This window comes from Bacillus sp. H1a (assembly GCF_000633475.1).
In the GTDB taxonomy this organism is placed as follows: Bacteria; Bacillota; Bacilli; order Bacillales; family Bacillaceae_G; genus Bacillus_A; species Bacillus_A paramycoides.
The window spans coordinates 153,097-175,221 of the sequence record NZ_AYMH01000001.1; the positions used below are offsets into that span (position 1 = coordinate 153,097).

Here is a 22,125-nt window from a genome sequence, read left to right on the forward strand (position 1 = left end):
ACCTATAAGTGGTAAACTTCTTTTTTGCTTATTTTCCTTGTTGTACTTCTACTACTTTATTAATTTTTGCTAGAGCCTTATATCCATGTGCTTGGAAAGCCTTTTCGAATTCTGTTGATGTCGTATTACCATATAAATCTTTTGCAGCCTGTACAATGTGAGATTGAAGTGATTCAAAATCTTCCGCTGAAGTTGCGTAGTTTTGCAATGCACGCATAACAACTTTACTTACTTTTTCATTTCCTTGTTTTTGAACAAATATACCGTTATACGTTTTACCTTCAGCTAATTGATATAATACATGGCTAATGATTCCGGAATTCACATGAGATTCTTGATTATTGCCATCATTATAGAAATCTTGTAAGTTTGTATATAGTTTGTTGCCACCATCACCAATTTCCCTTGGGATGTCACGAATTGTTAGGCCACCTAACGTATCGCCCATAATCCAGTTTCCTTTATCTTTCTTTACGTAATATTCTATTTGTGTACCCCAGAAATCTGCCAGGCCTTCATTTAGTGCAGATGTTTCAGCACTTGGATATCTCACAATTTTATTTTTTGTTGTACCACTAAATACAGCATGTCCAAATTCATGTGCAGTCACGTCAAGAGCAGAGGTTAATTTTCCATTTAGGCCGTCACCAAAGACCATTTGATTCCAAGCCGGATGCCAAAATGCATTTACATAATTTTCTTTTATACCATCACTAACTTCTGTAGAATCAAATCCGTGGACGCTAGCAACAACTTTTGAGTCTTTATTATCGTAACTTTTTAGATTATGTTCTTTCTTGAAATAGTCGTAAATATAGCTCATGTTTTTCATAACACCAGCTGCTTCTTTATCTGCAAAATTAGGAGTATTACTTGAAATGAGCGTTCCTGGATAGCCGACTTGGCTATCTCCGCCGAGGGAATCAGCATAGTTTGCGTTATAAATATAAATACCACTTCCGCGGGATAGATCAGCTAAATAAAACTTTCCGTCAGAACCCTTTGCAATATTAAATAATACATTTTCCTGTAGAGCATTTTTTCCAGTTCCTTGCTCTTTAGCTAGGGAAAGGCTGGGTGCTGTTACTTGATTAATAGATTTATTTTCTTTATTTTTAATGAACTTTTCCTGGAATAGTACTTCACCAGTTTTTAAATCAACGATTGCATTACCGCTTATAATTTGTTCATGGTTTTCGTAAGTAAATGTAATAATAGTTGCGAACGTGTAATAACCATCTTTTTTCTTATAAACAACGGTTTCGCTAGAGAATTCTGTTTCAGCCGCATCGTTTGGAATTTGAACTGTATCGCGTAATTTAGATTTTACTTCATTTTTCGACAAAAAATTTGTTATAGTAAGATTAGGTTGTTGGTCTAAATTTTGGACAACTTTACCACTAACAGTAGTAATCACTCCATTTTTATCTACTTTTACAATGAGATCTTGACCATATACTTTATAGTTTTTGTAAGTTTGTGCAAGGCGAACTTCGGTTTGATTTTCTTTTGTTTCTTTATTTGTAGGTTGAAAATTAACGTTTTTTTCAGTTGTAACTTGCTCTTGTTGAGCTTTAGCCCCGTTTACCTCACCTTTTAAATATTTTTTAGCAATGTTCTCTTTCGTATCATTTTGAGGTTGTGTTAATTTCCCGATTGTTAAACCAGGCTGAGCAATTTCAACTTTTACTTCATTTTTATCTAATTCTTGGGCATGGATAGCTTCTGTTGATAAAGGACAAAGGAGACCGAATGTAACGAATGCACTAGCAAGTTTTCTATAATTCATCTATAACACTCCTAATCTATTGTATGTGAGATGAATTGTATGAAAAATTTGCCGAATTTTATATATATTATGCATTATTTCATATCAAAAATTGTCGAATTCACATTATTGTAGTGGTATGACAACTCAAAAAATTAGATTGTTATAATGGGATGGTGAGTAAGTATGCACGCAGAAAAATTAGGAAGTGAAATAAAGAAAATTAGGATAATGAGGGGATTAACACAAAAACAGTTATCCGAGAAGATATGTCATCAATCGGAAGTGAGCCGAATTGAATCGGGCGCGGTATACCCAAGTATGGATATATTGCAAGGTATTGCAGCGAAGTTACAAGTTCCCATTATTCATTTTTATGAGGTACTCATTTATTCTGATATTGAGAGGAATAAGCAGTTAAAAGATCAAATTATTATACTTTGTAAGCAAAAAAAATATAAAGAAATTTATAATAGAGTATGGAATGAGTTGAAAAAAGAAGAATATCATCCCGAGCTTCAGCAATTTCTTCAATGGCAATATCATGTAGCTGCTTACATATTGAAAAAAATCGATTACGAATATTGTATTTTAGAATTAAAGAAATTGCTCAATCAACAATTGGTAGGAATAGATGTATATCAGAATCTTTATATTGAAAACGCAATTGCAAACATTTATGCTGAAAATGGCTATTTTAAGAAGAGTATTGAGTTATTTGAAAATATATTAAAACAATTAGAGGCATTGCATGATAATAAAGAGTTTGATGTGAAGGTGAGACATAATCATACAAAAGCCTTATACTTAGATAATCAATACGAAGAAGCGCTTTGTCACGCAAATAAAGCCATTGAACTATCGTGTCGAATTAATAGTATGACATTGATTGGACAGTTATACTATCAAAAAGGTGAATGCCTAGAAAAGCTAGAGTGTGATAGAGCAGAAATTGAAGATGCTTACGAAAAAGCGTGCTTCTTTCTCGATATATTAGGAATCCATGCGTTAAAAGAATCACTTATAAAAAAAATGAAGAAATAAAAAAGACCTAAAAAACAAATATGCATAATTGCATAAGATATGGATAAATTTTCATGATATATTTAAAGAAAAAATGCGGGTGATGGAATATGAAAAAACTACTTATTGGTAGTCTGTTAACGTTAGCAATGGCATGGGGTATTTCATTAGGAGATACAGCTTTAGAGAAAAACCAAGTAATTTCTCATGATGATCAAGAGATACAATTAGCTTCAGATGTACCTTTTGAGTACTAAAAAACAACCGTCTGACTTAGACGGTTGTTTTTTTATGGAGTAACATCCACACATCTTTACTAGAAACAGGTTTGCTAAAGAAGAATCCTTGAATGTGGTCACAGTTTTGTTCGTGTAAAAACTTCCATTGTTCATCTGTTTCTACACCTTCCGCAATAACCTCTAAATTTAATTCTTTTGATAGTGTAATAATGGAAGCGATAATCGCTTCTTCTAACGGGCTATTTGTAATTCCACAAATAAATTCTCGAGCAATTTTTAATGTATTGATTGGATATTTTGTTAAATAAGCTAAAGAACTATAACCAGTTCCAAAGTCATCAATTGAAATTTGAATACCGAGATTTTGAAGTTGTTCTAGTTTAGCAATTACAGAATGATTTTGATTAATCGCGATACTTTCCGTAATTTCAATATCTAGTGCTTCTGGTTTTAGTTCTGTTTCTTCCAAGACTTTTGAAATAGTTGGGATTAAATCTGAACGGTTAAATTGAACAACAGATAAATTTACACCAACCTTTAAGTGAGAAAATCCTTGGTTATGCCACTTCTTTGCTTCTAAGCAGGCTGTACGTAAAATCCAATTACCAAGTTCAATAATAAATCCTGTCTCCTCCGCGAGAGGGATGAATTGGGCAGGTGATACAATTCCAAGTTTCGGATGTTTCCAACGAATTAATGCCTCAAAACCGATAATTTGTTTTGTTTTTGTGTTTACTTGTGGCTGGTATTCAAGGAAAAATTCATTTTGTTGCAGTGCTTTTGAAAGTTCACCTTCTAGGAAGTGTATTTCGTTTTGCGCAATACTCATTTCCTCTGAGAAGAAAACAAATCTGTTTTTTCCATTCGCTTTTGCTCGATACATAGCCATATCCGCATTTTTCATTAATTCGGTTACATCGGTTCCGTATTCCGGATACATTGCAATTCCGATACTTGGTGTAATAGAAAGCTCTTCATCTTTAATGAAGAAGGGCTTATTTAAGATAGTCAAAATCTGTTCGGCTATAAAAGTAGCGCTTTTTTCAGAGTACATATCTGGTAATAGCATTGTAAATTCATCTCCGCCTTGGCGAGCGACGATATCTTTTGAACGCAAACATCCACGTAATCTTTTTGCTACCTCAATTAATAATAAATCTCCGACATCATGGCCGAGTCGATCGTTAATTTTTTAAAATCGATCTAAGTCAAGGAACATGACAGCAACGTCATTTGTGTTATTTTGAGCTGTATTTAAAATCGTTTTTAAATCTTTTTCGAATTTTCGACGATTCGGTAGTCCTGTAAGTGCATCATGGAAAGCCAAATGCTCTACTTGTTTTTGTTTTTCATATAAAGTTGTAATATCACGTGCTATACAAAACATCCCAACAACTTCTTTATTTATGAAAGTAGGTATGAGTGTGATGTGAAGGTAATAATAATAGCCTTCTTTTTCTTTTGTACGAATTTCTAAAGTTTGTGGTCTACCTTCTTTTGTAATTTGTAAAGATTTCTTTAATAACTCATGATCTTGTGGATCAATGAAGTGTAGAAGAGAATAGCTTGTTACTTCACAATAGTAGGCTGTAAATAAACTTTCGCAAGCCTTGTTAGATTGTTGGAAAATCCCGTTCATATTTAAAGAAAAAACGGCATCAGGATGATCTTCAAATAAAGATTTATAACGTTGTTCACTTTTTGATAGTGCCGATGCACCTTCTTCAACTTTGCCTTCTAGTTGTGTAGTCAACTGTTCGTATGTATCGATTAATGCTTGATTATCTTTCCACATGTAAAGTTGTCGTAGGAATAATAAGATGAGTGATAATATGAGACCAATTAACATGAACTTATCATCCCAAGGCTGAATGACAATAAAGGAAAAAGTAATGATTATACTAAAATAAGGTAGTATAAAGCGTACATAATCGAATCGATAATATTTTGTTTTAGTTTCATGTTTCATTGGTTTATCCAAAATGTATAGTATGGATGATAAACCAATTAATAAAATCGAGGCAGTATGTATTAAATAAGAGACTTCAGAAGAAGTTTCCATTCCTAAGTTTAACTGAAATAGGTGTATATATCCGTAAAAAAGCATGATAGTGAAGCCAATAATTAATGAGATTCTACTAGAAGAATACCGTTCTCTTCTATATAGGCTAATAACGGCGTAGATTACTAATGATTGTGCAATAAAATACCCAATCAAAACCCACGTATCCTTCGTTAACGTACGAAAGCTTGAAATATCTAAAATAAAGGTTAAGGTAAAGTAAATATTCATAATAACGATAAAGGCGCTATCGAATGAAAATTGAGCAATACCTCTAATGGAGTAATGTTTTATGAACTTTATAGCAAAGCCAGAAAAGAGAAAAATATATTGTATGATGAAAAAAGGTAGTGCTTTATATGAGAATATGACTTGATCATAAATGGAAAGTGAATGAAGAAATAAAGTTATTTCCATCGTTAGTCCACATAGGCAAGTACATAGTAATAAAACCCAAAATAGTTTATCACCGCTTTTCATCTTCTTAATTGCTTTATATAAACAATAGCAAGAAAAGATTGCTGCAAAACAAAATAAGAATAGAATTCCAATTTTTTTATATTTAAGTCCCTAGGAATAAGGAATATCCAAAGAGAAAATATAATAATATACATCATGACAAATTGTACATATTTTTTTGATTAATCATATTATGACTCCGTTTCAATAAAGTTGAATCGCAGGTTGAAAATGCTAATTTAAATAATAGCATATAAAATGGAATGTTTTTCATTGTGAAAATTACTTTTTTTGAAAAAATAGCGCAATGTTACAATTTACCATTGTAACGTTGCGCCGTTTTTTCTTTTTATTCCCCTTATGGAGGAGATTTCATCTATTAATTGAAGAAGTGCTAAATCCTTTTGTTTGCTTTCAATCATAATATCGAAATTATGATTGATTTTTTTTGCAATGTGTAAAAAGGGTTTAATAAACCCTAAATCAATATAATCTGCGTGAGCCCTAAATTCTTTTTCTGATTTAGGAGAAGAAATATGAACTTTAGGAGGGACGTTTGTGTGTGACCAAGTTTCAAAAATCGCAGGAAGTAACTCTTCTAGCGGTTCACCACAAAGATTTGCTATGTGATGATGATAATCGAATACGAAAGGGATGGTTTCTTTTTGACAAATAGCCAAAGTTTCAGAAGTGGTATACGTTTTATCATCATTTTCAAGAGTCATTTGTTTTTTTATATGTGAAGGAAGTTTTTTTATGTTTTTATGAAAACGTCCAATTGCACTTTCCTTATTTCCATATGCGCCGCCTACATGAATATTAATGTAGGAGGAATCTGCAATTCCTATAGCGTCTAATACGTTATAATGATAGGTCATATCTGTAATTGCATTAGTTGTAATATGTGGTTTGTCGCTTGTAAATAGCGTAAATTGATTTGGATGGAAACTTACGCGCAAATTGTGTTCCTGAATTAATGCCCCTATTTTACGCCAAAGCGGTGCAAATGCTTGAAGATAATTAAATTCGACTTCGGGATGTGTTGCAAGCGGAACGATAGAAGATGATAAACGATATAATGGAATTTCATGTGCAATATTGTAATGGAGGATACGTATTGTATGTTCTAGATTTTGTAGTGTAGCATTATATAAATTATCCTCACGCTCTTGTTTTTTGAGTTTTTTCCAGCTTGTAAATGTCATTGTTTTGGCAGGAGAACAGTCCCACAATGCCATAGCATGTGAGACATATCCAAATCGCATTATCATATGTGATGCACCCCTTTAGCTCTTGAAATCTTCCTATAAGAAGAAAGCGAGTATCGTTCCTATCCACTCTTTTCCCCGATCAATAATAGAGAGTGGGCTAACATCTTCAAAGGAAAGCAATGAGGAGCTTTTCAAATCTTCCTCGAATTTGTTTTTTACTTCTTGTATGAAATGTTTATCATATAAAAGGCAGTTGATCTCATGGTTAACATATAAACTTCTCATATCAACATTAGCAGTTCCGATATCACAAATACAATCGTCTACTATAATAATCTTGGCATGAAAAAATCCTGGTTGAAATGCGTAAATATTACAACCGGCTTGTATTAACTTTCGGCAATATGGAAACTTTGCCTCTCGAACGAGGGCGTGATCAGCTTTTTGTGGAACGAGAATCGTTATTTGAACCCCACGTTTCCGTGCTTTTAATAAAGCATTCATAATTTCTTTACCGGGAATGAAATACGGTGTACCGATAAAGAGCTCTTCTTTTGCACTTTCGATTAAATGTAAAAATGTATTTTGTAAATAGGCACCATCAGTTGGAATAAAGCGATGTAGAATAGCACCACGTTGTTGTTTTGGAAAATAAAGAGAGGAATCTAATAAATTTTGGTTCGTATCATCAAACCAGTCATGTAAAAACTGTTTTTGCAAATCTTGTATCCCTTCTCCTGTAAGGCGTAAATGATAATCCCGCCATAAACCTAACTTTTGATTGTGTCCTAAATATTCCTCGCCAATATTAAATCCACCAATATAACCAATCCTCCCGTCAATAATTGTAATTTTCCTATGATTTCTTTGATTTGCAGAAAAGAAAAGAAAAGGAAATTTCACTTTGTGACAAAATGAAAAAGAGACACCATGTTTTTGTAGGGAGTACATCGCCTCTTTTGATAAAGAATGACTTCCAAACCGGTCGAGTAAAAGTCTTACTTCAACTCCCTCTTGTGCTTTATCGATAAGTAACTTTAAAAACTTACGACTTATTTCATCGTTTTTTACAATGAAAAATAAAACGTGCACATGGTGTTTGGCTTGTTTAATATCAGTAAATAGAGCATCATACAAATCTTTTCCATATGTATAAAGGTGAAAGTCACTTTGACGCAAAGGGAATGAACGAGAACGTATACGCTTTAAATGAAGAATTCTTCCGTATGAAAGGTCAATTGTAATCCAAAGAGTGGCGCCTATTAACAAGAGAGATAAGAAGAACATGAGTAAATTCCCTCCTTCGCATTCTTTTCACCTTCAGTTTGTTACAAATTAAAATTTCACTTTATAGTTTCACCGAAATAAACAGCTTTATTAAAAAATGTGTTGTTGTATAACAAAAAACTGTTGACTGAATGCTCACTCATTATATAATGGTGGTAGGGGATATAATTCAGAAAATTATATATTTTCTAAGATTCTAAAAAGAAAGAGGGCTTACAAAGAGAGGGGTAGCATAAAAATGAATAGCTTACTAATTATTAATTGGCTGGCTGCCATTGCTGTTATTGCTTATGCGGGATATTTGTTTGTATATCTTATACGGACGAGGATGGCCTACATACAATTAGGAAAAAAGATAGAATTTGATCGTCGTTTTAAAGAGCGTTGGGATCTTCTTAAGGTCAATGTTTTCGGTCAGAAAAAGCTGCTGAAAGATAAAAAGAGCGGCATCATTCACGTTATGTTCTTTTACGGATTTATTCTTGTCCAATTTGGAGCAATCGACTTCGTTTGGAAAGGACTCGCACCAGGATCACATCTTCCACTTGGACCACTATACCCTGCATTTACATTCTTCCAGGAAATTGTCACACTCGTTATTTTAATTGCAGTCTTTTGGGCTTTTCATAGACGTTATGTTGAAAAGCTTGTTCGTTTAAAACGTAATTTCAAATCAGGCCTTGTCCTTATTTTTATCGGTGGTTTAATGCTTTCAGTGCTACTTGGTAACGGGATGGGGATTATATGGCACGGCGAGGAATTTTCATGGAGTGAACCAATCGCTTCTGTAATCGCTTACGTTTTCTCGGGAGTAAATGAAACCGTAGCTATTTCAGTGTTTTATTTCTCGTGGTGGGTGCATTTACTAATTTTGTTAACGTTTTTAGTTTATGTACCGCAATCAAAACATGCGCATTTAATTGCTGGACCAGTCAACGTATTTTTTGGACGTCTTTCAAATCCAGGGAAACTTGAAAAGATCGATTTTGAAGATGAAACACAAGAAACGTTCGGTGTTGGTAAAATTGAAGACTTTAGACAAAATCAGCTCGTTGATTTATATGCTTGTGTAGAGTGTGGCCGTTGTACAAATATGTGTCCGGCAACAGGAACAGGAAAAATTTTATCACCGATGGATTTAATTTTAAAACTTCGTGATCATTTAACTGATAAAGGGGCAGCGGTAACATCAAAGGCACCGTGGGTTCCAGTTGTTGCTTTTAATAATACACAAGGAAATCAGTTGGCGATGATGGCAGCTGGAAAAGGACAACAAGAATCAGCGGCTACAGCGTTAGCTTACGATCCAAGTTTAATCGGAGACGTTATTACAGAAGAAGAGATTTGGGCATGTACAACGTGTCGTAACTGTGAGGACCAGTGCCCAGTTATGAATGAGCATGTTGACAAAATTATTGACTTACGCCGCTATCTCGTTTTAACAGAAGGAAAAATGGATGCAGAAGCACAACGTGCAATGACAAACATTGAACGTCAAGGAAATCCATGGGGTCTAAATCGTAAAGAGCGTGAAACATGGCGCCAAGGTGATGATGAGGTAACCGTTCCAACTGTGAAAGAGAAATCAAAAGCTGGTGAGGAATTCGAATATTTATTCTGGGTTGGTTCGATGGGATCATATGATAACCGCAGTCAGAAAATTGCGATATCATTTGCGAAGTTAATGAACGAGGCAGGCATCTCATTCGCGATTCTTGGTAATAAAGAAAAGAACTCTGGAGATACACCGCGCCGCCTTGGAAATGAATTCGTATTCCAAGAGATGGCGACAAAAAATATTGAAGAATTTGAAAAAGCAGGAGTGAAGAAAATCGTTACGATTGACCCTCATGCTTATAACACATTTAAAAATGAGTATCCGGACTTTGGTTTGCAAGCAGAAGTCTATCATCATACAGAATTGTTAGCTCAGTGGGTGAAAGAAGGGCGCTTAAAACCAGTTCACCCTATCGAAGAGACTGTTACGTACCATGATTCCTGTTACTTAGGAAGATACAACGAAGTATACGAAGCACCACGTGATATTTTAAAAGCAATTCCAGGCGTTAACCTTGTGGAAATGGCACGTAATCGTGAAACGGGAATGTGCTGTGGTGCAGGTGGGGGCCTAATGTGGATGGAAGAAACGACAGGCTCTCGTATTAACGTTGCTCGTACAGAACAAGCGCTAGCTGCTAAACCATCAATTATCGGTACAGGATGTCCGTATTGCTTAACGATGATTAGTGATGGTACGAAAGCAAAAGAAGTGGAAGAACAAGTTCAAACTCTCGATGTAACAGAGATTTTAGAACGCTCTGTTATCGGGCAGAAGAAAGAAGCAATGTAATTTGTAGGAATGCATACAACTTTAGAGAGAGGTGCAATAATTGCACCTCTTCTCAACGTAAGAATACCGAACGAGCGCTCAGCGCTAACAAATGAAATGGGGGAAATGGACATGAGTAAAACAGTTATTTTAAGTGCTGCAAGAACACCGGTTGGAAAATTTGGAGGAGCTTTAAAAGACGTAAAAGCAACAGAACTTGGAGGAATCGCAATTAAGGCAGCGCTTGAAAGAGCAGATGTTGCCGCTAGCGATGTTGAAGAAGTTATATTCGGAACAGTTATCCAAGGAGGGCAAGGGCAAATTCCATCACGCCAAGCAGCGAGAGCAGCTGGAATCCCTTGGGAAGTGCAGACGGAAACAGTGAATAAAGTTTGTGCATCAGGGCTTCGCGCAGTTACTTTAGCAGATCAAATTATTCGTACTGGTGACCAATCGCTTATTGTAGCTGGTGGAATGGAATCGATGAGCAACAGTCCTTACATTTTACGAGGAGCAAGATGGGGATACAGAATGGGTCACAACGAAGTTATCGATTTAAACGTTGCGGATGGTTTAACATGCGCATTTTCAGGTACACACATGGGTGTTTATGGCGGAGAAGTTGCAAAAGAAGACGGAATCTCTCGCGAAGCACAAGATGAATGGGCATATCGTAGCCATCAACGTGCGGTGTCAGCACATAAGGAAGGTCGTTTTGAAGAGGAGATTGTACCAGTAACAATTTCGCAAAGAAAAGGCGATCCTATCGTCGTTGCTAAGGATGAAGCGCCACGTGAAGATACAACGATTGAAAAATTAGCGAAATTAAAACCAGTATTTGATAAGACGGCAACAGTAACAGCTGGTAATGCTCCAGGATTGAATGATGGCGGTGCTGCACTTGTATTAATGAGCGAGGACAGAGCGAAGCAAGAAGGAAGAAAGCCATTAGCGACAATTTTAGCGCATACGGCAATCGCGGTAGAATCGAAGGATTTCCCAAGAACGCCAGGTTATGCAATTAACGAATTGCTGAAAAAGACAGGTAAGACAATTGAAGAAATCGATTTATTTGAGATCAATGAAGCATTTGCAGCGGTAGCAATTGCAAGTACAGGAATTGCTGGGATTGACCCGGAGAAATTGAATGTAAACGGCGGCGCTGTAGCGATGGGACATCCAATTGGCGCGAGCGGAGCACGTATTATCGTTACTCTTATTCATGCTTTAAAACAACGCGGCGGCGGCATTGGCATCGCTTCGATTTGTAGCGGTGGTGGTCAGGGCGACGCAATTATGATTGAAGTTCATTAATCAAACGGTGCTGTAAGAGAACGGGTTCTTTAGTCGTTAATGATTTGCTTTATTAAAAAGGAGGAAGAAAGAATGGACGTACAAAAAATAGTTGTAATTGGTGCAGGACAAATGGGTTCAGGTATCGCACAAGTGTGTGCAATGGCAGGCTATGACGTGAAAGTACAAGATTTAAAGCAAGAGCAGTTAGACCGAGGATTGGCTGTCATTACGAAAAATTTAGCTCGTCAAGTAGAAAAGGGTCGTATGAAGGAAGAAGAGAAAGAAGCTACATTAAATCGTCTTACATGGACGCTCGATTTAAATAGTGTCAAAGAAGCTGATCTTGTTATTGAAGCAGCTGTTGAAAAAATGGATATTAAAAAGAAAATTTTTGCGAATCTAGATGAAATTGCTCCAGAACACGCAATTTTAGCGACGAACACGTCATCTCTACCAATTACGGAAATTGCAGCGGTAACGAAACGTCCAGAGAAAGTAATCGGCATGCACTTCATGAATCCAGTTCCAGTTATGAAGCTCGTTGAAATTATTCGCGGTTTAGCAACAGATGATGCGGTATATGAAACGATTGAGGATATTACGAAAAAGATTGGGAAAGTTCCAGTTGAAGTAAATGATTTCCCAGGGTTTGTATCTAACCGTATTTTATTACCGATGATTAACGAAGCGATTTATACGTTATACGAAGGAGTAGCGACGAAAGAAGCGATTGATGAAGTAATGAAACTCGGTATGAATCATCCGATGGGACCTCTTACATTAGCTGATTTTATCGGTCTGGATACGTGTTTATACATTATGGAAGTGTTGCATGAAGGATTAGGAGATAGTAAGTATCGCCCATGTCCATTATTACGTAAGTATGTAAATGCAGGATGGTTAGGACGTAAAACGGGTCGCGGCTTCTATGTTTACGAGTAAATCCCTCCTCATTAATAAAGTAGTGGTCTTACCAAATAGTTAAAAAGATATATAGCAAATGGGGGCGAAGTACATGAATTTTCATTTTACTGAAGAGCAACAAATGATGAGGAAAATGGTTCGAGATTTTGCGCAGAAGGAAATAGCTCCCTTTGTTCCTAGTATGGAACAAGGGGTGTTCCCGAAAGAGATTTTGCAAAAGATGGGTGAGCTTGGATTAATGGGAATTCCAACGCCTTCAAAATACGGTGGCGCAGAAATGGATTTTATTTCTTATATTTTAGCGATTGAAGAAATCTCAAAAATAAGCGCAACAGTTGGTGTAATTTTAGCTGTACATACATCAGTTGGAATGAATCCGATTTTATATTTTGGAACAGAAGAGCAAAAGCAGAAATATGTTTCTAAGCTTGCGACTGGTGAATATTTAGGTGCCTTCGCATTAACAGAACCAAATGCAGGATCAGATGCAGGGAGTTTGAAATCACGTGCTGTAAAGAAAGGCGATCACTATATCATTAATGGATCGAAAGTATTTATTACAAATGGTGGTGAAGCAAGTACGTACATTGTCTTTGCTTCTACAAATCCAGATGCAGGGAAAAGTGGTATTTCTGCATTTATTGTAGAGAAAGATACGCCAGGCTTAATCATCGGAAAAGATGAGCATAAGATGGGGCTTCTTGGTTCTCGTACAGTGCAACTTACGTTCGAAGATATGAAAGTGCCGGCTGAGAATTTACTTGGTGAAGAAGGACAAGGATTTAAGGTGGCGATGGCGAATTTAGATGTTGGACGAATTGGCATCGGAGCGCAGGCGTTAGGAATCGCGGAAGCAGCGCTTGCGTGTGCGGTTGATTATGCAAAAGAGCGTGAGCAATTTGGGAAGCCAATCGCGGTGCAACAAGGAATCGGCTTCAAACTTGCAGATATGGCAACAAGTGTGGAAGCAGCGCGACTACTCGTATATAGAGCAGCATCGCTTAGAGCGCAAGGGTTACCATGTGGTAAAGAAGCATCTATCGCGAAATTATTTGCTTCTAAGACAGCAGTTGAAGTTGCGATTGAAGCAGTGCAAGTATTTGGTGGTTACGGTTATACGAAAGATTATCCAGTGGAACGATTTTTCCGCGATGCAAAGATTACGCAAATATACGAAGGAACGAGTGAAATACAAAAGCTTGTAATTAGTCGAGCTTTATAAAAAAGGTAAGGGGGAGACTGGAATGCATTTTAAATTATCAGAAGAACATGAAATGATAAGAAAAATGGTTCGGGATTTTGCGAGAAATGAAGTAGCGCCGACAGCAGCTGAGCGTGATGAGGAAGAGAGATTTGATCGAGCTTTATTCGACCAAATGGCAGAGCTCGGTTTAACGGGTATTCCGTGGCCTGAAGAGTATGGTGGGATTGGAAGCGATTACTTGGCGTATGTAATTGCCGTTGAAGAATTATCCCGCGTCTGTGCTTCTACAGGCGTAACGTTATCTGCGCATACTTCACTTGCTGGATGGCCGATTTTTAAATTTGGAACAGAAGAGCAGAAACAAAAGTTTTTACGCCCAATGGCTGAAGGAAAGAAAATTGGTGCATATGGTTTAACGGAGCCGGGCTCTGGATCAGATGCTGGCGGAATGAAGACGACTGCAAAACGAGATGGAGACCATTATATTTTAAATGGTTCGAAAATCTTTATTACAAATGGCGGCATTGCTGATATTTATGTTGTTTTTGCATTAACAGATCCTGAGTCAAAGCAGCGCGGCACGAGTGCATTTATTGTGGAGAGTGATACGCCAGGATTTTCGGTTGGGAAGAAGGAAAGTAAGTTAGGAATTCGCTCTTCGCCAACGACTGAAATTATGTTTGAAGACTGCCGTATTCCTGTAGAGAATTTACTAGGAGAAGAGGGCCAAGGATTTAAAGTTGCGATGCAAACGTTAGATGGCGGCCGTAATGGTATTGCGGCGCAAGCGGTCGGCATTGCACAAGGAGCTTTAGATGCTTCTGTAGAATATGCAAGAGAACGTCATCAGTTTGGGAAGCCGATTGCGGCGCAACAAGGGATTGGCTTTAAACTTGCAGATATGGCAACGGATGTAGAGGCGGCACGTCTTTTAACATATCAAGCGGCTTGGCTTGAATCTGAAGGGCTTCCGTACGGGAAAGAATCAGCGATGTCAAAAGTATTCGCAGGTGATACAGCGATGAAGGTAACGACTGAAGCAGTACAAGTATTTGGCGGTTATGGCTATACGAAAGATTATCCAGTAGAGCGTTATATGCGCGATGCAAAGATTACACAGATATATGAGGGAACACAAGAGATTCAAAGGCTTGTAATTTCTCGTATGTTAACGAAATAGGAACAAAAGCGTAGGTATTTTCCTACGCTTTTTCCTTCCAAAAATAATAGAGTGAGGTGAAGGGGATGGTTAAACATAATGTACATGCGTCAGTGAAAGATGAAAAATTAGTTGCGTTAAGGCGTGAACAAATGATTAAAGGTGCAGTGCAACTTTTTAAGCAAAAAGGATTCCCGCGTACAACAACGAGAGAAATTGCGAAAGCGGCTGGATTTAGTATTGGAACACTTTATGAATACATTCGCACAAAAGATGATGTATTATATTTAGTTTGTGATAGTATTTATGAACATGTAAAAGAACGTTTAGAGGAAGTAGTGTGTACAGAGAAGGGGAGTATAGAAAGTTTAAAGATAGCGATAACGAATTACTTTAAAGTGATGGACGAATTGCAAGAAGAAGTATTAATCATGTATCAAGAAGTACGTTTTTTACCGAAAGAATCACTCCCATATGTATTAGAGAAGGAGTTTCAAATGGTAGGGATGTTTGAGAATATTTTAGAACAATGTACAGAAAATGGAACATTCATATTAAATGAAAAAGAAATACAGCTTCTTGCACATAATATTTTCATACAGGGACAGATGTGGGGATTTAGACGCTGGGCTTTACAAAAACTGTATACGCTCGAGGAATATACAGAAATGCAAATTAGGTATGTGTTGCAAGGAGCACACATGCTTCCGAAATAAGGAAGGGACAAATTATAATTTTATCACCATATAAAAGTTTCACGTTTTTTTTGTAGCATATTTGTGCGACTTTTGTTTATAATGAATAGTATGGATTTTTTTAGGCAGACCGTTATATATAAGGTTATATTTGATGAAAGGAAGTGCCGCATAAGTGGATTTTAAGCAATATTCACCAGAAGAGCTAAAAGAATGTTCCATGATTGAAGTTGTACATAGTGTTTTAGGGGATAAAAGACAAGCAACGACATTCAACGAGTTGGTTCAAGAAATCGCTCAAGTGCTGGGACTATCTCAAGAGCAAGTTAATGCGAAACTCGCACAATTTTATACAGATTTAAACATCGATGGACGTTTCATTAATTTAGGAGAAAATCGTTGGGGGCTACGCAGCTGGTACCCATATGAGCAAATTGATGAAGAAATCTTGCCTCAGCCAAAACCGAAGAAGAAACGTAAAGTTGAAGAGGACGGTTTTGACGACTACATCGAAGAAGATGAAGATGAATTCGACGATGCAGACGGAAATGCAGAAGAAGATGAAGATGATGTAGAAGATTTGGACAAGGTTCTTGAAGACGAAGACGCGGATGATGAAGATGATGATCTTGATGATTTAGAAGAAGATGAAGATGACTTCGCTGAAGAAGAACTTGAGTACGATGAAACTGAAGAAGAAGAAGAGGAAGAATTGTAGTTCTTGACTTTTCATTATCGTCCATGTAGAATCATTTTTGGGCTCTTTAAAAAAGGACGATAATACTTTTTAAGTGTAAATATAAAAGAAAATTGCTCCCTACTTATTACTTTATGTGATGAGGGGAGCAATTTTCTTTTTTGTTTTTTGTTTAGAAAATAAAAAGAGTCTAACAATAAGATAGATACAGTGTTATCTACATACGTTGCGCTTTGCAACGGTGATTATATAACAACAAGATAGAAGGGAGTATTTTCATGACTAAGTATATTTTTGTAACAGGCGGTGTAGTATCGTCTTTAGGAAAAGGTATTACAGCAGCATCTCTTGGAAGACTTTTAAAAAATCGTGGTTTAAACGTAACTATTCAAAAGTTTGATCCATACATTAACGTAGACCCTGGGACTATGAGCCCATACCAACACGGTGAGGTATTCGTAACAGATGATGGTGCAGAAACGGACTTAGACCTTGGTCACTATGAGCGTTTTATCGACATCAACTTAAATAAATACAGCAACGTAACAACAGGTAAAATTTACTCTTCAGTTCTTCAAAAAGAGCGTCGTGGTGAATATTTAGGAGGAACAGTTCAAGTTATTCCTCACATTACTAACGAAATTAAAGAACGTGTATATCGTTCTGGTCGCGAAACAAACGCGGACGTTGTTATTACAGAAATCGGTGGAACTGTTGGTGATATCGAGTCTCTACCATTCCTAGAAGCAATCCGTCAAATTAAGAGCGACATCGGTCGTGACAATGTAATGTACATTCACTGTACGTTAATCCCGTACTTAAAAGCAGCGGGTGAAATGAAAACAAAACCAACGCAACATAGCGTTAAAGAGCTTCGCAGCTTAGGTATTCAACCAAATATTATCGTTGTTCGTACAGAACTACCTGTTTCTCAAGATATGAAAGACAAGCTTGCATTATTCTGTGACATCGATACAAAAGCAGTTATCGAAGCACGCGATGCAGATACTTTATATGCGGTTCCATTATCTCTTCAAGAACAAAACATGGACCAAATCGTTTGCGATCACTTAAAATTAGACAACCCAGCTGCAGATATGACAGAGTGGACTGCGCTAGTTAATAAAGTACGCAACCTTTCTAAGAAAACAAAAATTGCTCTTGTTGGTAAATACGTAGAGCTTCAAGATGCATACATTTCTGTTGTAGAAGCACTTCGTCATGCGGGCTATTCATTCGACACAGATGTAGAAGTAAAATGGGTAAATGCTGAGCACGTAACAGCAGAAAACGTAAAAGAATTAGTTGGCGATACAGATGGTATCCTTGTACCAGGTGGCTTCGGCGATCGCGGCGTAGAAGGTAAAATCGTTGCAATTCAATATGCTCGTGAAAACAAGGTTCCATTCTTAGGAATTTGCTTAGGTATGCAACTTGCATCAATCGAATTCGCACGTAACGTATTAGGATTAGAAGGAGCTAATTCTTCTGAAATTAATCCTGACACGCCTTATGCAATCATCGACTTATTACCAGAACAAAAAGATGTAGAAGACTTAGGTGGTACACTTCGTCTTGGTCTATACCCATGTAAGCTTGCTGAAGAAACAAATGCTTACAATGCTTACAATGAGCCGGTTGTATATGAGCGTCATCGTCACCGTTATGAGTTCAACAATCAATTCCGTCCGGATATGGAAAAAGCAGGATTTGTATTCTCTGGTACAAGCCCAGACAGTCGTCTAGTTGAAATCATTGAGTTAAAAGACCACCCTTGGTTCGTGGCGGCACAGTTCCACCCAGAACTTGTATCTCGTCCAAACCGTCCACAACCATTGTTCCATGATTTCGTAAGAGCATCTATTACGAATAAAGAGAGCAAGTAATAAAAAAAGGCGCCTGAAATAGGGCGCTTTTTTTAATATTCGTTTAACATTTCATCAATCGTAAATTTCAATCCGTGATAAGCAAATAAAGCTACAATTAAACTTGGGAATCCGTAACGGTTACCTTCATCGTCTGGAATAAGACCTTTTAACAATTTTGTATCAATATGTACATCTGTATATTGTTCCAGTGATTCCGTACCTTCTTGAATAGCAGAGATTCCAACGATAGATTGACCTTCTTCTTGAAGTTTTTTCGCGATTTTTACAATTTCTTCGTCAGTTGAAAAGCGGCTAATAAGAAGTACACGGTCCGCTGAAGTCACTGTTTCCAGCTCCCCGTTTTCTATTAAACGTTTTGCTTGTTTCATTGGTTCAGCACCGAACAACGCCTCTGAAATAATGCCCTCCATTTCGTTTGTACCATGCAAGTAAATAAAGCCATCGCCAACTAATGCTTGAGCGAGTAGACGGGCGCTATCTTCTAAGCTCATTTCTTCTTTTTGAGAAATTCTAGAGAAATATCCACTTAATTGAGTTGAGAAAATTTTTAACATGTTGTTGCTCCTTTCTTTCGTGTTAGCCGGTTCCCATTATAGCTTATTTTTTTTAGAAAGGGGAAATCGTAGGGTGGCATAACAAAATAGGAAACGGTAAAATAAGAAAGAATAGGAAGGAATTTGGCAAAGAATAGCGAAAATAAATCGATAAGATATAAGAAGCTTTAAATCTTGTATTCACACAGAAAGGTTGGGAGTTATGGAAGGTAAAATTTTAATCGTTGATGATCAATATGGCATTCGTGTGTTATTACATGAAGTGTTCCAAAAAGAAGGTTATCAGACGTTCCAAGCAGCGAATGGATTTCAAGCTTTAGATATCGTGAAAAAGGATAATCCAGATTTAGTAGTGTTAGATATGAAAATTCCAGGTATGGATGGTATAGAGATTTTAAAGCATGTAAAAGAAATTGATGAGAGTATTAAAGTAATTTTAATGACTGCTTATGGAGAGCTTGATATGATCCAAGAAGCAAAGGATTTAGGAGCTTTAATGCACTTCGCTAAACCATTTGATATTGATGAAATTCGTCAAGCGGTGAGAAATGAGCTCGCTGTAGAGGCTTAAAAATGAATTTTTTATAAAAAATATGGAAAAAAGCGTTTACATGGACTATTGAGCAGGTGAATACGGTTGAGTTTTTGAGTACAAGTTGTTATCCTATTGAGTGTAGAAAAAAGTCCGGTATGTAGATATACATATTTTACCTTATTCTGGTCATACTACCAGCGATAAGAACTTATCGGATACAAAAAACGTTTTTTAGGAGGATTCACCATGCCTTTAGTTTCTATGAAAGAAATGCTAAACAAAGCACTAGAAGGAAAATACGCAGTTGGTCAATTCAACATGAACAACTTAGAGTGGACTCAAGCTATCTTAGCTGCTGCGGAAGAAGAAAAATCTCCTGTAATCCTAGGTGTATCTGAGGGTGCAGCTCGTCATATGACTGGTTTCAAAACAGTTGTAGCTATGGTTAAAGCTTTAATCGAAGAAATGAACATCACTGTTCCTGTAGCGATTCACCTTGACCACGGTTCAAGCTTCGAAAAATGTAAAGAAGCAATCGATGCAGGTTTCACATCTGTAATGATCGACGCTTCTCACCACCCATTCGAAGAAAACGTTGAAACTACTAAAAAAGTAGTAGAATACGCACACGCTCGTAACGTATCTGTTGAAGCTGAGCTTGGAACAGTTGGCGGACAAGAAGACGACGTAATCGCTGAAGGCGTAATTTACGCTGATCCTGCAGAGTGTAAGCACCTTGTTGAAGCAACAGGTATCGATTGCCTAGCTCCAGCTTTAGGTTCTGTACATGGTCCTTACAAAGGTGAGCCTAACTTAGGATTCGCTGAAATGGAACAAGTTCGTGACTTCACTGGCGTACCTTTAGTATTACACGGTGGTACTGGTATCCCAACTGCTGATATTGTAAAAGCTATTTCTTTAGGTACTTCAAAAATCAACGTAAACACTGAGAACCAAATTGAGTTTACAAAAGCTGTTCGTGAAGTATTAAACAAAGACCAAGAAGTTTATGATCCTCGTAAATTTATTGGACCTGGCCGCGACGCTATCAAAGCAACTGTTGCTGGTAAAATGCGTGAGTTCGGTTCTAACGGTAAAGCGTAAGAATAAAATTCCGTTTTGGAAACCGTCTAGTCTTTTAGACGGTTTCCTTTCGTTGTATAATGAAAGCGTGAACAAGTCTAAAGATTTTATAAAGTGAATTTTTAGTCTGTAAATATAGAAAGTAATGTGCATAGTCCTATTAATAAATGTGATAAGTATCTGAATTGATGAATTTGATTCGATGAATAGTTAATCTTCACCTATTTGTACTACAGGGGAGCTATAGGTGATGGTTTTCTACTTATTGAGTTTTAGGGTGGAAAGAGTGATTGAGATTCTTAAGGGGGATCTTCTACTTATTCTTATAAAGAAGTAGAAGGTAAATACATTCACAAGAAGGGAGCTCAATATGGAAAAATTGCTAATTGAAGGCGGAAGAGCTTTAAATGGAACAATTCGTGTGAGTGGTGCAAAGAACAGTGCTGTTGCACTAATTCCAGCGACGATTTTAGCGGATACTCCAGTAACTATTGGTGGCGTTCCTAATATTTCGGATGTGAAAATGTTAGGAGACTTACTAGAGGAAATTGGAGGGAAAGTAACATATGGGCAGGAGGAAGAGATGGTAGTAGATCCTTCTAACATGGTTGCGATGCCTTTACCAAATGGAAAAGTGAAAAAATTGCGCGCCTCGTATTACTTAATGGGGGCAATGCTTGGCCGTTTTAAAAAAGCTGTTATTGGGCTTCCTGGTGGATGTCATTTAGGGCCGAGACCGATTGATCAGCATATTAAAGGTTTTGAAGCATTAGGTGCACATGTTACCAATGAACAAGGTGCCATTTATTTAAGAGCAGATGAACTACGTGGAGCGCGTATTTATTTAGATGTTGTTAGTGTAGGAGCGACGATTAATATTATGCTAGCGGCTGTACGAGCGAAAGGTAGAACTGTTATTGAAAATGCTGCGAAGGAACCAGAGATTATTGATGTAGCTACATTGTTAACAAGTATGGGCGCGCGCATTAAAGGCGCTGGTACAGATGTAATCCGAATTGATGGTGTAGATTCTTTACACGGTTGTCACCATACTATCATTCCAGATCGTATTGAAGCTGGTACGTATATGGTTTTAGGGGCAGCGTCAGGAGGAGAAGTAACAGTTGATAATGTTATTCCTCAGCATTTAGAATCAGTTACTGCGAAGCTAAGAGAAGCTGGTGTTCAAGTTGAAACGAATGATGACCAAATTACAGTGAACGGCAATAGAAGGTTAAAAGTAGTTGATGTAAAAACGCTAGTATATCCAGGGTTTCCAACAGATTTACAACAGCCGTTTACAACGCTTTTAACAAAAGCGCATGGAACAGGAGTTGTAACTGATACAATTTACGGCGCACGTTTCAAGCATATTGATGAACTGCGCCGTATGAACGCGCAAATTAAAGTAGAAGGCCGTTCGGCAATTGTGACTGGACCTGTTTTATTACAAGGTGCGAAGGTGAAAGCGAGTGACTTACGAGCTGGAGCATCCCTTGTTATTGCTGGTTTAATGGCAGATGGCATTACAGAAGTAACGGGACTTGAGCATATTGATCGAGGGTACGAAAATATAGTAGACAAGCTTAAAGGGCTTGGTGCAAACATTTGGCGAGAACAAATGACAAAGCAAGAAATTGAAGAAATGAAGAACGCTTAAAGTGATACTTCCGTTAATGGGGAGCGAAGAATCACTACTGGCGGAAGTACA

Annotated in this window: 17 protein-coding genes and 1 pseudogene; 13 read left to right on the forward strand and 5 right to left on the reverse strand. The window is 37.2% G+C overall.

The annotated features are described in order from the left end of the window. Positions 1-28: 28 nt before the first annotated feature. Complete coding sequence (locus tag U860_RS0100720) at positions 29-1,789, reverse strand: M4 family metallopeptidase (RefSeq protein ID WP_025147026.1); 1,761 nt, start codon at positions 1,787-1,789, stop codon at positions 29-31. A gap of 165 nt (positions 1,790-1,954) precedes the next feature. Between U860_RS0100720 and U860_RS0100725 the strand changes: the two genes are divergently transcribed. Both U860_RS0100725 and papR read left to right on the forward strand, forming a co-directional pair. Continuing rightward, positions 1,955-2,812 carry a helix-turn-helix domain-containing protein gene (locus U860_RS0100725; protein WP_025147027.1) on the forward strand — a complete coding sequence of 286 codons (858 nt, stop codon included), beginning with the start codon at positions 1,955-1,957 and terminating at the stop codon, positions 2,810-2,812. Between the two features lie 89 nt (positions 2,813-2,901). Beyond that, positions 2,902-3,048 carry a quorum-sensing peptide PapR gene (gene papR, locus U860_RS0100730; RefSeq protein WP_025147028.1) on the forward strand — a complete coding sequence of 49 codons (147 nt, stop codon included), beginning with the start codon at positions 2,902-2,904 and terminating at the stop codon, positions 3,046-3,048. 16 nt (positions 3,049-3,064) lie between these two features. On the opposite strand, the pseudogene U860_RS30980 reads toward papR, so the two are convergent. The 3 genes and pseudogenes from U860_RS30980 to cls form a co-directional block, all read right to left on the reverse strand. After that, positions 3,065-5,709 (reverse strand): annotated as a pseudogene (locus U860_RS30980) (DUF4084 domain-containing protein). 159 nt (positions 5,710-5,868) lie between these two features. After that, on the reverse strand, positions 5,869-6,822 hold the full coding sequence (uvsE, locus tag U860_RS0100740) for a UV DNA damage repair endonuclease UvsE (protein ID WP_025147029.1): 954 nt from the start codon (positions 6,820-6,822) through the stop codon (positions 5,869-5,871). A 33-nt stretch (positions 6,823-6,855) separates the two neighbouring features. Beyond that, positions 6,856-8,049 carry a cardiolipin synthase gene (gene cls, locus U860_RS0100745; protein WP_025147030.1) on the reverse strand — a complete coding sequence of 398 codons (1,194 nt, stop codon included), beginning with the start codon at positions 8,047-8,049 and terminating at the stop codon, positions 6,856-6,858. A gap of 238 nt (positions 8,050-8,287) precedes the next feature. Between cls and U860_RS0100750 the strand changes: the two genes are divergently transcribed. From U860_RS0100750 to pyrG, 8 genes are all read left to right on the forward strand, one after another. Continuing rightward, the gene (locus tag U860_RS0100750) at positions 8,288-10,399 is read left to right on the forward strand and encodes a (Fe-S)-binding protein (RefSeq protein ID WP_025147031.1); all 2,112 of its coding nucleotides are present in this window, start codon (positions 8,288-8,290) and stop codon (positions 10,397-10,399) included. A 9-nt stretch (positions 10,400-10,408) separates the two neighbouring features. Continuing rightward, positions 10,409-11,692, forward strand: coding sequence for an acetyl-CoA C-acetyltransferase (locus tag U860_RS0100755; RefSeq protein ID WP_115610278.1), 1,284 nt, complete (start codon positions 10,409-10,411; stop codon positions 11,690-11,692). A 72-nt stretch (positions 11,693-11,764) separates the two neighbouring features. Further along, positions 11,765-12,616, forward strand: coding sequence for a 3-hydroxybutyryl-CoA dehydrogenase (locus U860_RS0100760; protein ID WP_025147033.1), 852 nt, complete (start codon positions 11,765-11,767; stop codon positions 12,614-12,616). Positions 12,617-12,689: 73 nt separating this feature from the next. After that, the gene (locus U860_RS0100765; protein ID WP_025147034.1) at positions 12,690-13,820 is read left to right on the forward strand and encodes an acyl-CoA dehydrogenase; all 1,131 of its coding nucleotides are present in this window, start codon (positions 12,690-12,692) and stop codon (positions 13,818-13,820) included. A 22-nt stretch (positions 13,821-13,842) separates the two neighbouring features. Continuing rightward, on the forward strand, positions 13,843-14,982 hold the full coding sequence (gene acdA, locus U860_RS0100770; protein ID WP_025147035.1) for an acyl-CoA dehydrogenase AcdA: 1,140 nt from the start codon (positions 13,843-13,845) through the stop codon (positions 14,980-14,982). A gap of 65 nt (positions 14,983-15,047) precedes the next feature. After that, positions 15,048-15,677 (forward strand): TetR/AcrR family transcriptional regulator, encoded by a 630-nt coding sequence (locus U860_RS0100775; RefSeq protein WP_025147036.1) that lies wholly within the window; start codon positions 15,048-15,050, stop codon positions 15,675-15,677. 154 nt (positions 15,678-15,831) lie between these two features. Further along, positions 15,832-16,374 carry a DNA-directed RNA polymerase subunit delta gene (gene rpoE / locus U860_RS0100780; RefSeq protein WP_025147037.1) on the forward strand — a complete coding sequence of 181 codons (543 nt, stop codon included), beginning with the start codon at positions 15,832-15,834 and terminating at the stop codon, positions 16,372-16,374. A gap of 257 nt (positions 16,375-16,631) precedes the next feature. Then, positions 16,632-18,239, forward strand: a complete 1,608-nt coding sequence (pyrG, locus tag U860_RS0100785) for a CTP synthase (protein ID WP_025147038.1) — start codon at positions 16,632-16,634, stop codon at positions 18,237-18,239. 32 nt (positions 18,240-18,271) lie between these two features. On the opposite strand, the gene U860_RS0100790 is transcribed toward pyrG, so the two are convergent. Continuing rightward, positions 18,272-18,796 (reverse strand): DUF2529 domain-containing protein, encoded by a 525-nt coding sequence (locus tag U860_RS0100790; protein WP_025147039.1) that lies wholly within the window; start codon positions 18,794-18,796, stop codon positions 18,272-18,274. A 202-nt stretch (positions 18,797-18,998) separates the two neighbouring features. On the opposite strand from U860_RS0100790, the gene spo0F reads away from it, so the two are divergent. From spo0F to murA, 3 genes are all read left to right on the forward strand, one after another. Next, positions 18,999-19,367: a sporulation initiation phosphotransferase Spo0F gene (gene spo0F, locus U860_RS0100795; RefSeq protein WP_000398594.1), complete on the forward strand. Its 369-nt coding sequence runs from the start codon at positions 18,999-19,001 to the stop codon at positions 19,365-19,367. Between the two features lie 210 nt (positions 19,368-19,577). Further along, a complete protein-coding gene (locus U860_RS0100800) occupies positions 19,578-20,435 on the forward strand; it encodes a class II fructose-bisphosphate aldolase (protein ID WP_001131852.1) in 858 nt (285 codons plus the stop codon). Positions 20,436-20,784: 349 nt separating this feature from the next. Then, a complete protein-coding gene (gene murA, locus U860_RS0100810; RefSeq protein ID WP_002174370.1) occupies positions 20,785-22,074 on the forward strand; it encodes a UDP-N-acetylglucosamine 1-carboxyvinyltransferase in 1,290 nt (429 codons plus the stop codon). Positions 22,075-22,125: the final 51 nt, after the last annotated feature.

Bases quoted from the DNA above. Each gene is read 5' to 3' on its own strand.
- U860_RS0100720 (WP_025147026.1), bottom strand. From the start codon at position 1,789: ATGAATTATAGAAAACTTGCTAGTGCATTCGTTACATTCGGTCTCCTT.
- U860_RS0100725 (WP_025147027.1), top strand. From the start codon at position 1,955: ATGCACGCAGAAAAATTAGGAAGTGAAATAAAGAAAATTAGGATAATG.
- papR (WP_025147028.1), top strand. From the start codon at position 2,902: ATGAAAAAACTACTTATTGGTAGTCTGTTAACGTTAGCAATGGCATGG.
- uvsE (WP_025147029.1), bottom strand. From the start codon at position 6,822: ATGATAATGCGATTTGGATATGTCTCACATGCTATGGCATTGTGGGAC.
- cls (WP_025147030.1), bottom strand. From the start codon at position 8,049: ATGTTCTTCTTATCTCTCTTGTTAATAGGCGCCACTCTTTGGATTACA.
- U860_RS0100750 (WP_025147031.1), top strand. From the start codon at position 8,288: ATGAATAGCTTACTAATTATTAATTGGCTGGCTGCCATTGCTGTTATT.
- U860_RS0100755 (WP_115610278.1), top strand. From the start codon at position 10,409: ATGCATACAACTTTAGAGAGAGGTGCAATAATTGCACCTCTTCTCAAC.
- U860_RS0100760 (WP_025147033.1), top strand. From the start codon at position 11,765: ATGGACGTACAAAAAATAGTTGTAATTGGTGCAGGACAAATGGGTTCA.
- U860_RS0100765 (WP_025147034.1), top strand. From the start codon at position 12,690: ATGAATTTTCATTTTACTGAAGAGCAACAAATGATGAGGAAAATGGTT.
- acdA (WP_025147035.1), top strand. From the start codon at position 13,843: ATGCATTTTAAATTATCAGAAGAACATGAAATGATAAGAAAAATGGTT.
- U860_RS0100775 (WP_025147036.1), top strand. From the start codon at position 15,048: ATGGTTAAACATAATGTACATGCGTCAGTGAAAGATGAAAAATTAGTT.
- pyrG (WP_025147038.1), top strand. From the start codon at position 16,632: ATGACTAAGTATATTTTTGTAACAGGCGGTGTAGTATCGTCTTTAGGA.
- U860_RS0100790 (WP_025147039.1), bottom strand. From the start codon at position 18,796: ATGTTAAAAATTTTCTCAACTCAATTAAGTGGATATTTCTCTAGAATT.
- spo0F (WP_000398594.1), top strand. From the start codon at position 18,999: ATGGAAGGTAAAATTTTAATCGTTGATGATCAATATGGCATTCGTGTG.
- U860_RS0100800 (WP_001131852.1), top strand. From the start codon at position 19,578: ATGCCTTTAGTTTCTATGAAAGAAATGCTAAACAAAGCACTAGAAGGA.
- murA (WP_002174370.1), top strand. From the start codon at position 20,785: ATGGAAAAATTGCTAATTGAAGGCGGAAGAGCTTTAAATGGAACAATT.